Here is a 15759-nt window from a genome sequence, read left to right on the forward strand (position 1 = left end):
AAAATGTCTGCTGACGTATGGGATTATAAATAAAGAGGGGATGTTCATGTTATTAAGAAAAATAAAGTCTGAAGAATTGGCAGAAGTCTATCAAATGGGATATGCCGCATGGCCTAAAGGCAGGACGTACAAAGAGTATGTGAGAGATAATCAAAAAGAAGAAACATATGGAATTCGGTATGTATACGTAAATGAAGAGAATCAAATTATTGGTTCATTTATTTTGCTTCTTTTACAAACTCCTCGATTAAAGTTTGCTTTGCATGGTATTGGATCAGTTGTTGTACACCAGCTTTATCAACGAATGGGGTATGGCCGTGATATGCTTGAAGACTTTTTTAAAAAGATGAAGGTAGAGAAGCGCAGCGCTATTTTTATGCTGTATAGCGATATTCTTCCTGAATATTATCATCAGTTTGGGTTTAAGGAGCTCCCTTCTCATTTACAACGTTATCCTCAATCCATTGCTATGGTAAATTGCAGCGAGTCACAATATGAATACTTAAGTAAGCAATCCATAGAAGACATACCGGCCTATTTTTAAAAGGTATGTCTTTTTTATAGTATTTATCGGCACAATCGTTTACAATTTTATGTAAGCGTTTTCTTTATTTGGAAGATAAATGATTTTATTCGTCCTCATAAGCGTAGGCAAATCGTGCAGTTAATATAAATTTTATTACATAAAACCTTGCTATCATCTTACTAGTAACTCTTATTCATTTCCCTACCATACCGATATGTACGTTTGCTGCCAAGTATAACCATATCAATATAAGGAGGAAGCAGGAAGATGAAACGATTATTTATAGCAGGGATGATTTTTATACTTTTTTTATCTTTAGGTGCTGTATCTTCTTCAGCCGCAGGAAGTTTTACCTCTAAAACATATAATGGAAGGACATACAAACTGTACGTACCTAGCAGTTATCAGAGAGGTGCTGCCTTACCTCTAGTAGTTATGCTACATGGCTGTACTCAAGACCCTGATCAATTTGCAGCAGGAACACAAATGAATGAACTGGCGGAGACAGAGAAGTTTCTTGTTCTTTATCCAGAACAACCTTCTTCTGCTAATTCAAATAAGTGTTGGAACTGGTTTGATACGGCTCATCAATCAAGGGGAAGCGGTGAACCAGCGTTAATTGCTGGAATGGTCAATCAAATAAAAAGCAGTTATTCAATAGATGCCGACCAAGTCTTTGTTGGAGGGCTATCTGCTGGTGCAGCTATGAGTGTTATTATGGGAGCTACTTATCCAGACATATTTGCAGCTATTAGCGTTGGAGCTGGCTTAGAATATAAAGCAGCGACTAATGTGACAGGTGCTTATACAGCAATGAGCAGTGGAGGTCCTAATCCTATCCAACAAGGAGATTTAGCCTATTCAGCCATGGGAGATCATAAACGAGTGGTTCCAGTTATTTTGTTTCATGGGACGGCCGACTACACTGTTGCGCCTATAAATGCGCATCAAATATTATCGCAATGGGCTCAAACAAATGATAGAGCGTCTGATGGGCTGGATAATAACAATATTGATGATACGGCAGATCAAACTGCAACAGGTACAGTATCTGGTGGAAGAAGCTATACGCAATATATTTACAAAGATACAGCTGGAAAAACAGTAATGGAAAAGTACATGATAGAAGGAATGGGACATGCTTGGTCAGGGGGAAGTACATCCGGTTCTTATACAGATCCTAAAGGACCAAATGCAACTAAATTAAGCTGGAACTTTTTTAAAAGCCATCCGAAAAATGGTGATGCTCCTAATTCAGGAGATATATCCCCACCGGTTACAGCTGCTTCACCAGCGGGAGGAACGTATGGAAGTTCTGTTTCTGTTTCATTATCAACCAATGAACCTGCCATCACTTACTATACATTAGATGGAAGCATACCAACTGTTAATTCTCTAAAGTACTCAGAGCCTATTACCATCAACTCTAGCAAAACAGTAAAGTTTTTTAGTGTAGACGCAGCAGGCAACCAAGAGGAAGTAAAGACGGAAGTTTATCAAATTTCTGGAACTTCAGAGAAACCTTCAGTATTTTCTTCGCTTGCTGCTGAAGATGGATTTATCGGAAACTTATCAGCTGACGGTATGAGTAGTTCTATTCATAAAATTGGGGATAAAGGAATGTACAATACCGACACATACCGAACCATTTTATCTTTTGACACAAGTTCTTTACCTGATGATGCAATCATTACGGATGTATCTTTAAAAATTTATCGCAAATCTTCAACTGGTAATATTTCATCTTTGAAATGCGATATTAAAAGCGGTGTATTTGGAACTAGCAGTGCTTTAGAACAAATAGATTATCAGGCTTCACCATCTATTTCAGCGGGCTTCCAAATGTCAGTGCCTTCACTCAATAATGGATATACAACTATTCAACTTCCTTCCTCACTTTGGGGATATATGAATAGGACCGGCAAAACTCAATTTCGCTTGTCAAGCTCAGGTCCAGCGGACTTTTTAAGTGACGTAGTTGAAATTTATGGGGGCGACAGTCCTGCATATGCTCCAACTTTAACTGTTTCATATCAGTAAAAAAACCTTCTAAAAGCTAACTGCTTTTAGAAGGTTTTTTTTGCTGATAAGTTACTTTTATCACCGAATACAACTCCAACTTTTTATAGAGTTTTCTTCAAATTTTGACATGATTTTGATGAAATTTAATCATTATTCAAAAATGAATTGTCAGAAATATTACAAGAAAATGTTTAAAATTAATTAAATCCGTAATAAAAGTAAAATATTCCTGTAATGGAAGTGAAATGAACAGGTGGTATCATTCAGTCATTGAGTAAATAAGGAGGTATTCGGAAAATGAAGAAATTTGTATTTACTCTAGGGACAACGGCAATTCTTTCAGCAGGATTTGTAGGTGCAGCATCTGCCTCTACAAGCGGAACGTATGAAGTACAAAAAGGTGACACTTTATGGAAAATCGCTCAAAATCATAATGTGAGCGTAGACGAGCTAAAAGATGCTAATAACTTAACATCAACACTAATTTATCCAAATCAGACACTAAACTTATCTAGCATAAAAGAAATTGTACATACTGTAAAACGTGGTGACACTTTGTGGTCAATTGGTCAACATTATGGCGTAACAGTAGAAGAAATTAAAGAATGGAACGGTTTAACATCAGACTTAGTTTTCCCTGGAGAACAATTTAAAATTAAAACGGCACAAGCAGCTCAATCTCAAACAGCTAGTGCGCCAGTAGCAAAGGCAGCTCCACAAGCGCAGCAGCCTCAAACGGCACAAGCTCAGCAAGAACAAGCAGCACAAGAACAAACACAAAAAGAACAAGAGCAAGCTCAAGTAGCAGCACAAGAGCAAGCACAAAAAGAACAAGAACAAGCTCAAGTAGCAGCACAAGAGCAAGCACAAAAAGAACAAGAACAAGCTCAAGTAGCAGCACAAGAGCAAGCTCAAGCAGCACAAGCACAGGTAGCACAAGAGCAAGTACAAAAAGAACAAGAGCAAGCTCAAGCAGCAGCACAAGCACAGGTAGCACAAGAGCAAGCACAAAAAGAACAAGAGCAAGCTCAAGCAGCAGCACAAGCACAGGCAGCACAAGAGCAAGCACAAAAAGAACAAGCACAAAAAGAACAAGAGCAAGCTCAAGCAGCACAAGCACAGGCAGCACAAGAGCAAGCACAAAAAGAACAAGAGCAAGCTCAAGCAGCAGCACAAGAGCAAGCACAAAAAGAACAAGCAGCTCAGCAACAGCAACAAGCAGCTCAACAGCAGCAACAGCAGTCTCAACAGCAAGCTAGCGGCAAGTCTATGACTGTTGAAGCAACAGCTTATACAGCTAACTGTGCTGGATGCAGTGGTACAACAGCTACTGGAGTAAATTTAAAATCAAATCCAAATCAACGAGTAATTGCGGTTGATCCTAGCGTTATTCCATTAGGTTCAAAAGTATACGTTGAAGGTTATGGTCAAGCTGTAGCAGCAGATACAGGTGGCGCAATTAAAGGAAATCGAATTGATGTATTCGTTTCTTCAGATAGTGCTGCACAAGACTGGGGCAGAAGATCAGTTAAAATTACAGTTATCGACTAATACTAGTCTTATAGAATAGAAGTAAAGAGAGATGTCTTTTAGGAGACATCTCTTTTTTTTATGCTTAAAATGAACGTTTGAAAAAATTAGGTCCGGGCATACTAAAATTTATAGTAGGAATTAGTTTGTTATATTAGTAATTATTTCTTGATTTATATACAATGTTTGAGTGTCCTAAAAAGCTGAAAATATGTCAGGAGTATAGAAATATGAAACTTTATAAAAAAATGGCTTTACTAATAGTGCTGGGTGTTATTGCAGGATTCTCGTATCTAGGCTATCAGGGATTATTTCAGCACGACGATCATTTGAATACGTCTGATCATAATCCTTTATCTTCTTCTAAACAGAAGCAGAATAGTATAGAAATTGTAGGGAACCCAGAATCCATTGCTGTGTTAGTAAATAAACAAAATCTTCTTCCTGATCACTATGAACCCACTGACCTTGTATACCCAGACGTTCGGTTTATATTTAAAGAAAAAATTGAAAAGCGCCAAATGCGTACAGAAGCAGCAAAAGCGTTAGAAAGGATGTTTTCAGCTGCTGAACGAGAAGGAATTTACCTAGCCGGTGTTTCTGCCTATCGTTCTCAAAGCCGTCAAGAATCTCTTTATCAAGCGTATATAAAACAAGATGGAGAAGCGGCAGCTAATCATTACAGCGCTCATCCAGGCAGCAGTGAACATCAGACTGGTTTAAGTATAGATGTATCAAGCAGCACCGGTAAGTGTGCAGCTCAAGATTGTTTTAAAGGTACTCCTGAAGCCAAATGGATTGAAGCAAATTCATATAAATACGGATACATTGTTCGCTATCCAGAAGGAAAGCAGCAGATTACAGGTTATAAATATGAGCCGTGGCATATACGATTTGTCGGGAAAGAACTCGCCTCTAAAGTGTCTAAGAAAGGAATTACGTTAGAAGAATATTATAATGACTACATGCAAGTTGATAATCCAGTTCAATAAAAAAGAAGAGTTATATAAACTCTTCTTTTTTGTATTGCTCGAATATACCCTTACTTTAAAAGGGGGAACGAGGGAAAGATGTAGAGATGAACCACGGGATGCTATATCCTATGCCTTACTAGTAAAAGAGTTAACGTTTATAAATTATAATGAATTTTGTGATAAAGAATACTCATGTTCGTTTTCATTTTCCTTCACATATTCTACAAAAAAGGAGGTGAAAGAAAATGAGTTTTTACGGAGGTTATGGTTATGGGTACGGATACGGAGCAGGTCACGGAAGTAGCTTTGCGTTAATCGTTGTGCTATTTATTTTACTAATTATCATTGGTGCTTCATGGGCAGGGCACTATTAATACGGTGTCCATAAATAAGCTCCCTTGAAATAATTCAAGGGAGTTATCTGTTTTTATCTATAAGTAGGTAACTGTAAGTACGAAGTGCTTACATATCCTTTAAAGCCGTTGTATTCTACAAAAGCCCAATCAAATGAAAGCTTGTTATCTTTTGAGTAGCCCCAAGCTAAGAAGCTGACGCTTTTTCCTTTAGGAATAGTTGTTACAACTTTGTTGCTTGTGCTAGGTCCTGTACGTAAATTAAGGTTAGCAGCTGTATGAACAGTAGAAGGGACTTTCATTAAATAGGAAGTACTGATATATCCGGTGCCGCCAATTATTTTAATAGCAGCCCAATCTGCATTTACAAACTTGACTACTTCAATTTGATCTTTTTTTCTTAATGTATCAAGAATCTTTCCCTGAGTGCTAGGTTTTGAACGTATATTGAGTACGTTTGCGGTCACTTCATATACGCTGAACGGTGCGTTTATTTTTTCTGCTGCACTTGCTGTTTGCTCGTGAGTGAATGGCAGTGTTCCAGATAGAGATGAAAAAGTAAAGCCCGCTGCTAATGCTAAAACCGATATAGATTTTATAATTGTCTTCATACAAATATCCAACTCCTTAGTGAAATAGGTAATAACTTTTCTATAACACTAAGAATAAGGAATACTTGTTTCTAAATTGTTACCAACATATATCCCAGTTGTAAATTTATAAAAGGTCTGTAAAAAGGTTTATTTTACAGACCTTTTAATAGCATTATCGTTACTGTTCCTCGCGATCTTCCGTTGATTTGTAAAAAGAAAAATATACAAAAACAGATAATACTGTTCCATAAATGCTCCACAAAGCTAAAGCGAAAATAAATTCTTTCTGCAGGCAATAAATAATGGTTAAAGCAACTAGTGCAATAAAACTTATTAAAATGGTCTTTTTCATAAGCACCCCGCCTATTTAGTTTGATTACTCTATATGCTTTTTGATCTTGCTTTTACCCTATAATTATTCGACTGTTGCGCTAAAGATGAAAGGAAAAAGTTAAATAAAGCCGAACTTATAATAAAAAGAAGAATGCAGGGGGCGTTTTATGTTAGAACAACATGTGTTAGAAGATATACAAAAGCTACAGTCTATTTGCGAACAAGAAGAGCACATAGAGCTGAAGCTGAATTTTGATATGCTACGAAGTCGAAAACAAAATGAAGTTAACGATTTTTTTCATTATGAAGATAATCAGCTTGTTGGGTTTATTGGTCTTTATGGGTTTGGGAATACAGTAGAAATATGCGGAATGGTCGCTCCTAGCTATCGCCGAAAAAGGATTTTTTCAAAGCTGTTTTCTCAAGCTTTACATATATGTAAGAAGCGTGGGTATACAGAGATTTTATTAAATGCTCCTGGCGATTCGGTTTCAGGCAGGGAGTTCTTAAAGCAAATTCCATGTTCATTTACTTTTTCAGAATATCAAATGAAGTGGACACAAAAAGAATTGGAAGATGATAATCCCTTTGTTACACTTCGCTCTTCCCAATCAGATACCGATATGAAAATGGAAATACAAGTTGATGTGGAATGCTTTGGTATGTCTTTAACAGAAGCAGCTGCTTATTATGAACAAACGAAAACGGAAGAACAGCAAAATCATTTTATCGTAGAGTACAATAGTCAAGCGGTTGGAAAGTTAAGGGTATCTTATGATAAAAGCGAGGCATGGATTTATGGATTTGGTATTTTACCTTCTTATCAAAAATTGGGAATAGGAAAAGCTGCTTTAAAACAAGTTGTTTTAAAGCAGCTTCGGCTAGGATATGATATATTTCTTGAGGTTGAAGCGAAAAACAAACGCGCTTTGCAACTCTACGAAACATGCGGTTTCAATTCATATCACGTGCAGGATTATTACGTATACAGCTTGTAAATAAAAAACACGGAAATCTTAGATTTTCGTGTTTTTTATTTACATATTAGATGATATGTGCTTTTTTGAGTAAATAATGAGAAAGTAGAGAAAAAGTGATATGCCGGTTGATAAAAACAGGAAAGGCCATACAAACATGATAGGAGCGCTGCAAGCAAGGATACACGTAAGAATACCTCCAATAAATGCTTTTCTAAATAATTGATAAGCCGTATACCCCAGGCTAATACTGATAAATACATTGATGAGGCTAAGAAAAATAAAAGAAAAAAACAAATTATTTCCCCCTTGTTTTTAATACACAATAAAAGCGAATATTTTACATTTTTAGTGTGGCAAAAAATAAAAAAACAATAAAATTTGGATACTAAAGATGAAAAAGGAAGCGATCTGTGTTATGTATAGTAAAGTGAATGAGAACGTTAAAAACGGGAATGAGTTAATAAAGCAATGCAGTAGAAAGAAAGGAGTAAAAGGATGGAATTTGCCCATATCTTTACACTAAGTGTATCTGTTGTAACAGCTATTAATATTTTATTAGCCGGTATTCTTATTTTCATCGAACGAAGAGATATAGGATCTACATGGGCGTGGCTTCTTATTTTATTTTTTATACCGATTGTCGGCTTTATTGTATATCTATTCTTTGGAAGACAGCTAAAACAGAAGAACTTTTATAAGTTATCATCTGATGAGCGGGAATATTTAAGATCTTCAGTAGATGAACAATTAAAAGAACTTAAAGCTACCCATGAATATCGAAATGATGTATTAATTCAACATAATAAACTGCTGTTCACTAATTTAAATTCTTCTAAGTCACTCGTGCGCACCGACAATGAAATTGATATCTTTAGTGATGGTAATCAGAAATTTGATGCATTGTTTGAGGACATTCGAAATGCTAAAAAAGAAATTAATATTCAATATTATATTATTCAACGAGATAATCTTGGGAAAAAATTAAGAGATGAGCTAACAAAAAAAGCAAAAGAAGGCATAAAGGTTCGCGTTCTTTATGATGAAGTAGGATCTAGAAAAATGACGCCATCATTTTTTAAGGAGCTTATTTCATATGGCGGCGAAGCACAGGCATTTTTCCCTTCAATTCTTCGCTTAATTAATTTTCGGATTAACAATCGAAATCATCGAAAGCTTTGTATTATTGATGGTGAAGTAGCATACATAGGAGGATTTAACGTAGGAGATGAATATTTAGGGTTAGATCCAAAAATGGGTTATTGGAGAGACACTCATTTTCGCATTAAAGGAGAGTCAGTGAACGATATTCAAGGGAGATTCATTTTAGATTGGCATCAAGCAACAAAGCAGCCAATTGAACTGGAACAATTTTTGCATCGTACAGAAACTCATTCTGGAACGGTTCCTGTACAAATTGTAGCAAGCGGGCCAAACTCGACTACCCAGCATCTGAAAAACATGTATATCTCATTGATTATGTCGGCCAAAGAAAGCGTGTACCTTCAAACGCCTTACTTTATTCCTGACGCAAGCTTTATGGATGCTTGTAAAATTGCTTTATTATCTGGAGTAGAGATTCATATTATGATTCCAAACAAACCCGATCATCCTTTTGTTTATTGGGCTACGTGGTCTCACGTAGGTGAACTGCTGACGTATGGTGCGAATATTTATCTCTATGAAAAAGGCTTTTTACATGCTAAAACAATTGTAGTAGATAGTGAAGTGTCTTCTGTAGGAACGACGAATATTGATCCACGAAGTTTCAGCCTTAATTTTGAAGTGAATGCAGTTGTATATGACCAGCCTATTGCCAAAAAATTAAAGAACCTGTTTCTTGAAGATGTGCAGTGCAGTTCAAAATTAACGCTCGAACGATATAAAGAGCGCTCTCTTCTTATAAAATTTAAAGAAGCGGTATCTCGCTTACTGTCACCAATTTTATAATACAAATCATTGATATCATGAAACAGACTTGAATTTTTAGATTCAAGTCTGTTATTTTATTGGTTTCTCCTTGTAAGGAGAGCTAGAGATAAAGTTAAAAAGTTTTACCAAAAAATCCAAGGGTATTAATACTATAACAAGCTAAAAAATGATAATACCTAGGAGGAATAGAAAATGACAAAAAATGTAGTAGGTACGTATGATTCAGAGGCAGCCGTTATTACAGCGATTCGAAATTTAAAAACACAGGGATATCCGGACAGTGCACTTTCTGTTTTGACAAACAGTGGTCCCCATCATGAAAATACAGAAGCGATTGAGCATTCTGCAGGAATTGATGTGCAAACAGTTGATACAGATCAACACTCAAAGCACCATCAACCCTTTATGGAGAAAATAAAAAATGCTTTTACGCCGTCTGAAGAAAAAATGGATCAAGATGTTAATCGAATCGAAAATCAATTAACCGAATATGGTGTACCTGCTGCAGAAGCTTCCTCATATGTATCTGATCTTAAAAAAGGAAAAGTTTTGCTGATGGTAGACGCAGTTGAGCATGATAAACACAATTCATCTCTAGGACAAACAGTGACACCTGCTGAAAAATCAGCTGACCCGATGAATGAAAAAATGTTATACGGCAATCACGAAAATAAAATAAGGTAATGTTGAAGTAACTAAATGAGATAATAAAAGACTGCGTTCTTAAATAAAAGCTAGTTAACGAAAGGAAGGGGACCGATGAGAAATCTAGAAAAAACGGAATATGAACTTGACTATTTAAAACAGCAGCAAGAAGTTAATCAAGAGCTCATCAAAGTTTCACAGTCTCTTGTTGCTACGTTAAAACAGTATGAAGAAGAACCAGAGAATACGGAAGTGTTAGCTGTTCTTGCTGACTTAGAAGGTCAGCAAGAACAGCTAAAAGCAAAGACCGAAAAGATATCTAAAGAGCTTGCACATTTATAAAGTGAGATAAAAGAAGTTCCTATAAAAGGAACTTCTTTTTATGTTTTATCATAAACACTCTATTGTGAGAGAAAGAGAACCTTATATAACGGGATGTGAACGTTATGGGGTAGTGGTTTTGTTTTAGATACATATAGAGTAGAAGGAACGCGATAAGAGATTATGTAAAAATTGGAAAAGGAAGAACGGTCATTCGCTCTTCCTCCAGCCGTATTGCTTATGATAGTGATTTAGAAACGTCCGCCGCCAAGTTGCTGTTCAGCCATTTGCACAAGGCGTTTTGTGATTTCGCCGCCTACTGAGCCGTTTGCGCGTGCAGTTGTGTCAGGACCAAGAGTTACGCCAAATTCGCTAGCGATCTCATATTTCATTTGATCGATTGCTTGTTGAGCACCGTGTACTGCTAATTCGTTGCTGCTCTTATTTCTGCTGTTTGCCATCATAATCAACTCCTTTTATAAGGTTAAGATTATGATTTGATTAATAGATAGTTTTTATACATAAAATAAAAAATTTTTTTCAGGGACTTATAGAATATGCTTATGGTAATATATAAAACGATTGAATACTTTCGTGATAAAATAAAGGAAGAGATCACGAAGAAAGGAACAGTGAAAGTGAAACCAACCATTTACGATGTTGCGAAAAAAGCAGGGGTATCGATAGCCACTGTATCCAAAGTAATCAATCAAACAGGCCGTATTAGTGAAAAAACGATAAAAAAAGTGAATGAAGTAATGATGGAATTAGATTATCAGCCTAGCAGTGTCGCAGCGGCGTTAACAGGAAAAAAGACGTACACGATTGGTGTTCTAGTTCCTGATATCTCGAATCCTTTTTTTGCAGAGGTAGCAAGAGCTTTTGAGAATAGTGCTAGAGCAGCCGGATACACGCTTTTTTTATGCAGTACAGATCATCAAACTGCGCGCGAACATGAATATATAGATCTTTTATTTAAAAAACAAGTAGATGGAATCATTATCGCAACCGAACTAAATGATACGAAGCTCGTAAAGAAAATTGTGAAGCATGATGTACCGCTTGTATTGTTTTCAGTTGACCATCCTTCTATCTCAACGCATGTAGTGACAATTGATAACGTTCGCGGAGGATATATTGCAGGTACGTATTTAATAGAAAAAGGTCATCAATCGGTAACGATTATGACTGAAAAAGATAGAAAAAGCAGCGAGGGGCGATTAGCGGGATTTAAACAAGCGCTCACAGAAGCAAATTTATCACTAGAAAATCAGTCCATTATCAGCTGTTATTCAACAGTAGAAGATAGCAGGAGAGCAAGTAAACAGCTGCTTTCCTTGCCTAATAGGCCAACAGCAGTCTTTGCATGTACAGATCTAATTGGGGTATCGCTCATAAACGAGGCAAGGAAGCAGGGGCTTTCGATCCCTGGAGATCTGTCGGTAATTGGATTTGATAATACGATATATGCCGATATTGCTGAGCCGGGTTTGACAACGATTGAACAACCTATTTCTCAGATGGCTACTAGTACGTTTGAACAGCTGTTAAAGTCTATGAAAAAAGAAGAGCATGCGAAACAGAGAGTAACGATTATTCCCGAACTAGTAGAACGTGCGTCGGTAAAAAAGTTATAAAGGAGAGAAAATAAAAAAGCTGCAGGTGTTGAGGCACCCGCAGCTTTTTCGGCTTAAGCATATTTATAGAGAGACTGGACTTTTGACTTCGTTTATTGTTTCGCCTTTGATAGTTGTCTCTGTTGGAATCGTAAGGAAACCAGTTAGAAAAGCACCAAAGAAGTATAAGCAAGCAAAGATCCAAATCACGCCGCCCGTGCCCAAAAGACCAATAAAAACGGTCACAATTAAAGGACCTACAAAAGCAGAAAGTCCAGATCCTAAGTTCAACACAGACATTGCCGCTCCTTTATTCTCAGGAGCTAAAGAAGGCACTAACGCTGTAAGAGGAACATATCCTGCTAGTGTTGCACCGTAACAGCATGCGACAATCATCATCACCCAATAATTATGTCCGACGAATTGCGGTACATAGTAGAGAGCAAGTGTTACAATTCCGCATCCAACTCCGCCAAACCATTTGATTGTATTTACCCAGCCAAACTTATCTCCAACAATACCAAAAATAATATTAAAAGCCATATTCACAAAAAACAATGTACCCCAGATTTGCAACCATTCACTCATCGTAAAATCATGTTTCATCATATATGTTGGCAAGAAAACAACAAATCCAAATTGAGCAGCAGAGTTAATAATCTTTACGATGCCTCCGATGCCTACTTTAGGGTTCTCAAATGCGATTGTAATCCCTTTCATTAATTCTTTTGTTTTATTATCGTTTACTTTTTGAACGGTAAACTTGTCTTTATTCATAATAATCGAAAAGGTTCCACCGATCAAAACAAAAAGTAAACCACTCCACAAGGTAGCGATTTCGCCAATTTTCGGAACCATATAACTTGAATAAAAGGCTCCGATTACGCTTAATCCAAGCTGGAAGACAAACCAAAACCAGCCTACTGCTTTTGAAAGCATTTCCTGGGGCGTGCGGTAAGACACCCAGACCAAAAATGAGTAGGCAAATAAAGGGTAACCAAATCCTCTAAGAGCATAACAAATTAGTATAATTGTGTAATTCATAATATGAAGTCCTAAACCTATAAATCCAATTGAACCAATAATAAAGGATATCAAGCCGAATGCCATTGCTTTTCTAGGACCCCACAGCTGAACCAGTACGCCGGAGAACCAGGAAGAAACAGAGACCGTAATGCCGTAAACAGTAAACAGTAAAGCAGCATGTTCAATGGTTAAACCTCGTTCTACAAGATAAGGAGATAACCATCCTTGTTCTAAACCATCGCCAATCATAAAAACAATAATACCTATGTATCCCCACGTTAAATGAGAAGGGATCCCAATCCTGTCTAAAGCCGTTTTTCTGGAAATAAATTCATTCATTTTCCACACCACCAGATCGATTATTTTGTGTAAAACATCAAACTAATTTGGTTAAGCGCTTAATCTATTTGATAAAAAGTATACGCTTACATTTTTTGAACGTCAATTAAAATTTTAAATATATATAATTTTCAATTAAATTATTTTAATCATAAAAATATTAGTACGTAAGGCAATAATCACTGAATTCATGATAAAAATACTGAAATATAAAGAATTTCTTTATATTTCATTGATAAATAGATAAAAATAGTTTTTTTATCGTATACGTTTAGATTGTTAAAAAACCAATATTCTAAATAATCTATAAAAAAAGTTTGCATTTCAGAAAACGTTATGTATAATTGGGATTAGGAAAGCGCTTAACCCATGTAAAGGTTTGAGCGAATGTTTTCTTAACTTTTAATTAAAGGGGAAAATAAGATGGGGATTCTTACAATTGGAATAATTGGTGCTGGACGCATAGGGAAATTACATGCTGATAATTTAAAATTAATGCCGCAAATAAAAATTAAAGCGGTTTCAGATGTGGTAGTAGATCATTTGCATGAATGGGCTGCAAGTAAAGAAATTTCGACGTTAACAACAAATTATCAAGATTTATTAGCTGATCCAGAAGTTGATGCCGTTTTCATTTGTTCGCCAACGAATACGCACGCATCGATTATTAAAGAAGCTGCTCGAGCGAAAAAACATATTTTCTGTGAAAAGCCCGTTAGTTTTTCAGTAGAAGAAACAATCCAAGCGTTAGAAGTAGTAAAAGAACATGGCGTACAGCTTCAAGTTGGCTTTAACCGACGCTTTGATCCCAACTTTAAAAAAGTGCATGATCTTGTACAGCAAGGAGAAGTAGGACAGCCGCACATTCTAAAAATTACGTCTAGAGATCCTCAGCCGCCGAGTCCGGAATATGTTCGCGCTTCAGGAGGATTGTTCATGGATATGATGATTCATGATTTTGATATGGCTCGTTATGTAATGGGAAGCGAAGTAATAGAAGTATCGGCTTACGGCACGACGCTCATCGATCCTGCTATTGAAGAAGCGGGAGATATAGATACAGCCATTGTGTCATTAAAATTTGCAAATGGAGCTTTAGGTGTAATCGATAACAGTCGTCAAGCTGTCTACGGTTACGATCAGCGCCTTGAAGTTTTTGGTGAAAAAGGTGCAGCTGCCGCTGACAATTGCCGTCCTACTACAGTGGAAATATCAACAGGCGAAAATGTAGTTAAAGAGAAGCCGCTGTATTTCTTTCTTGAGCGCTATACACAAGCGTACATAGCGGAAGTGACACAGTTTGCAAGAGCAATTATGGAAAATCAAAGCGTTATTTGTACAGGGAACGATGGGTTACAAGCAGAACGAATTGCTAAAGCAGCAAAAGAATCTTTACTATCCGGGCAGCCAGTAAAGATTGAACATAAAAAATACGCAGTGAATTAATGACGGTAAACGTGGGGATGAAAGAAATTGGTCTTTCTACCCTTTTAGGAAAGCGCTTAACTAAGGAGGAATAAAGATGAATCCGCTTGTTTTTAAAGAAAATCGTGGGTTAGATTTCATCGCTGTTGGCCGTTTATGTATTGATTTAAATGCAAATGAAACGCAGCGTCCAATGGAAGAGACTAAAACATTTACTAAATATGTAGGAGGCTCTCCGGCTAATATTGCGATTGGAGCAGCAAGGCTAGGCTTAAAAACCGGCTTTATCGGAAAAGTATCAGATGATCAAATGGGCCGCTTCATTACTGGCTATCTTCAAAAAAATAAGATTAATACAGATGGCATTGCTGTTGATAAAACGGGGGCCGTAACGGGGTTAGCTTTTACGGAAATCAAAAGCCCTACAGATTGCAGCATCTTAATGTATCGAGATAATGTAGCGGATTTAAAACTAGATCCTACAGAAGTATCAGAAGAATATATTAAGAAGTCAAAGGCTCTTTTAATATCTGGAACCGCTCTTGCCCAAAGTCCTTCTCGTGAAGCCGTGTTTTTAGCACTAGAACACGCACGCAAGCATGAAGTTGTAGTGTTTTTTGATATCGACTATCGTCCATATACATGGGAATCAGAAGCTGAAACGGCAGTCTACTTTAATTTAGCCGCTGAAAAATCAGATGTGATTATTGGTACGCGAGAAGAGTTTGATATGATGGAAAAACTTTTAAATTATAAAGAATCTAATGACCAAGTAACAGCAGAGCGCTGGTTTTCTTACCATGCTCAAATCGTCGTGATTAAGCACGGTGGAGAAGGATCTATTGCCTATACAAGAGACGGCGATTCTCACCGTGGAGGAATATTTAAAACAAAAGTTCTGAAAACGTTTGGCGCTGGTGATTCTTATGCTTCAGCCTTTATTTACGGATTGATGCAAGGGCTTGAAATTCCGCAGGCAATGCGATTGGGAGGTGCCTCAGCTTCGATTGTAATTTCAAAACACAGCTGTTCAGATGCTATGCCGACAAGCGTTGAGCTCTTCAACTTTATGGAGACAGCAACGGAAGTTTTGCAGGAAGCTTAATAAACAAAGGGAAAATCTTGAGAGATTAAAGGAATAGAAGTT

16 protein-coding genes are annotated in these 15759 nt (G+C 36.9%); 12 read left to right on the forward strand and 4 right to left on the reverse strand.

Features of this window, described 5'->3' with window-relative positions:
* Positions 1-46 precede the first annotated feature (46 nt).
* From MKY06_RS02440 to MKY06_RS02460, 5 genes are all read left to right on the forward strand, one after another.
* On the forward strand, positions 47-544 hold the full coding sequence (locus tag MKY06_RS02440; RefSeq protein WP_098448877.1) for a GNAT family N-acetyltransferase: 498 nt from the start codon (positions 47-49) through the stop codon (positions 542-544).
* 249 nt (positions 545-793) lie between these two features.
* Positions 794-2566 carry an extracellular catalytic domain type 1 short-chain-length polyhydroxyalkanoate depolymerase gene (locus MKY06_RS02445; protein ID WP_289910827.1) on the forward strand — a complete coding sequence of 591 codons (1773 nt, stop codon included), beginning with the start codon at positions 794-796 and terminating at the stop codon, positions 2564-2566.
* Positions 2567-2845: 279 nt separating this feature from the next.
* The gene (locus tag MKY06_RS02450; protein WP_340960185.1) at positions 2846-4099 is read left to right on the forward strand and encodes a LysM peptidoglycan-binding and 3D domain-containing protein; all 1254 of its coding nucleotides are present in this window, start codon (positions 2846-2848) and stop codon (positions 4097-4099) included.
* A 209-nt stretch (positions 4100-4308) separates the two neighbouring features.
* Positions 4309-5070, forward strand: a complete 762-nt coding sequence (locus MKY06_RS02455) for a M15 family metallopeptidase (RefSeq protein WP_098288033.1) — start codon at positions 4309-4311, stop codon at positions 5068-5070.
* A 227-nt stretch (positions 5071-5297) separates the two neighbouring features.
* Entirely contained in the window at positions 5298-5426 is a 129-nt protein-coding gene (locus tag MKY06_RS02460) for a YjcZ family sporulation protein (protein WP_013055210.1), read from the forward strand.
* A gap of 53 nt (positions 5427-5479) precedes the next feature.
* Here the strand turns inward: MKY06_RS02460 and MKY06_RS02465 are convergent, their stop codons facing one another.
* Together MKY06_RS02465 and MKY06_RS02470 are read right to left on the reverse strand one after the other, a co-directional pair.
* The gene (locus tag MKY06_RS02465; RefSeq protein WP_025601874.1) at positions 5480-6016 is read right to left on the reverse strand and encodes an SH3 domain-containing protein; all 537 of its coding nucleotides are present in this window, start codon (positions 6014-6016) and stop codon (positions 5480-5482) included.
* Between the two features lie 160 nt (positions 6017-6176).
* Complete coding sequence (locus tag MKY06_RS02470; RefSeq protein WP_164796970.1) at positions 6177-6350, reverse strand: hypothetical protein; 174 nt, start codon at positions 6348-6350, stop codon at positions 6177-6179.
* A gap of 148 nt (positions 6351-6498) precedes the next feature.
* On the opposite strand from MKY06_RS02470, the gene MKY06_RS02475 reads away from it, so the two are divergent.
* From MKY06_RS02475 to MKY06_RS02490, 4 genes are all read left to right on the forward strand, one after another.
* Complete coding sequence (locus tag MKY06_RS02475; RefSeq protein WP_013055213.1) at positions 6499-7329, forward strand: GNAT family N-acetyltransferase; 831 nt, start codon at positions 6499-6501, stop codon at positions 7327-7329.
* Between the two features lie 477 nt (positions 7330-7806).
* Positions 7807-9258, forward strand: a complete 1452-nt coding sequence (gene cls, locus MKY06_RS02480; RefSeq protein ID WP_025601335.1) for a cardiolipin synthase — start codon at positions 7807-7809, stop codon at positions 9256-9258.
* 174 nt (positions 9259-9432) lie between these two features.
* A complete protein-coding gene (locus tag MKY06_RS02485; protein WP_025601333.1) occupies positions 9433-9924 on the forward strand; it encodes a general stress protein in 492 nt (163 codons plus the stop codon).
* Between the two features lie 75 nt (positions 9925-9999).
* Positions 10000-10227: a hypothetical protein gene (locus MKY06_RS02490; RefSeq protein ID WP_013055216.1), complete on the forward strand. Its 228-nt coding sequence runs from the start codon at positions 10000-10002 to the stop codon at positions 10225-10227.
* Between the two features lie 230 nt (positions 10228-10457).
* Here the strand turns inward: MKY06_RS02490 and MKY06_RS02495 are convergent, their stop codons facing one another.
* Positions 10458-10667 (reverse strand): alpha/beta-type small acid-soluble spore protein, encoded by a 210-nt coding sequence (locus MKY06_RS02495; protein ID WP_016762907.1) that lies wholly within the window; start codon positions 10665-10667, stop codon positions 10458-10460.
* Between the two features lie 177 nt (positions 10668-10844).
* Between MKY06_RS02495 and MKY06_RS02500 the strand changes: the two genes are divergently transcribed.
* Positions 10845-11843, forward strand: a complete 999-nt coding sequence (locus MKY06_RS02500) for a LacI family DNA-binding transcriptional regulator (protein ID WP_013055218.1) — start codon at positions 10845-10847, stop codon at positions 11841-11843.
* 63 nt (positions 11844-11906) lie between these two features.
* On the opposite strand, the gene MKY06_RS02505 is transcribed toward MKY06_RS02500, so the two are convergent.
* Positions 11907-13187, reverse strand: a complete 1281-nt coding sequence (locus MKY06_RS02505; RefSeq protein ID WP_057242142.1) for an MFS transporter — start codon at positions 13185-13187, stop codon at positions 11907-11909.
* Between the two features lie 423 nt (positions 13188-13610).
* Here MKY06_RS02505 and iolG point away from each other — a divergent pair, with 423 nt between their 5' ends.
* Positions 13611-14633, forward strand: coding sequence for an inositol 2-dehydrogenase (iolG, locus tag MKY06_RS02510; protein WP_025601329.1), 1023 nt, complete (start codon positions 13611-13613; stop codon positions 14631-14633).
* 76 nt (positions 14634-14709) lie between these two features.
* Complete coding sequence (iolC, locus tag MKY06_RS02515) at positions 14710-15717, forward strand: 5-dehydro-2-deoxygluconokinase (protein ID WP_013055221.1); 1008 nt, start codon at positions 14710-14712, stop codon at positions 15715-15717.
* Positions 15718-15759 lie beyond the last annotated feature (42 nt).

It is taken from the genome of Priestia sp. FSL P4-0332 (genome assembly GCF_038005845.1).
In the GTDB taxonomy this organism is placed as follows: domain Bacteria; phylum Bacillota; class Bacilli; order Bacillales; family Bacillaceae_H; genus Priestia.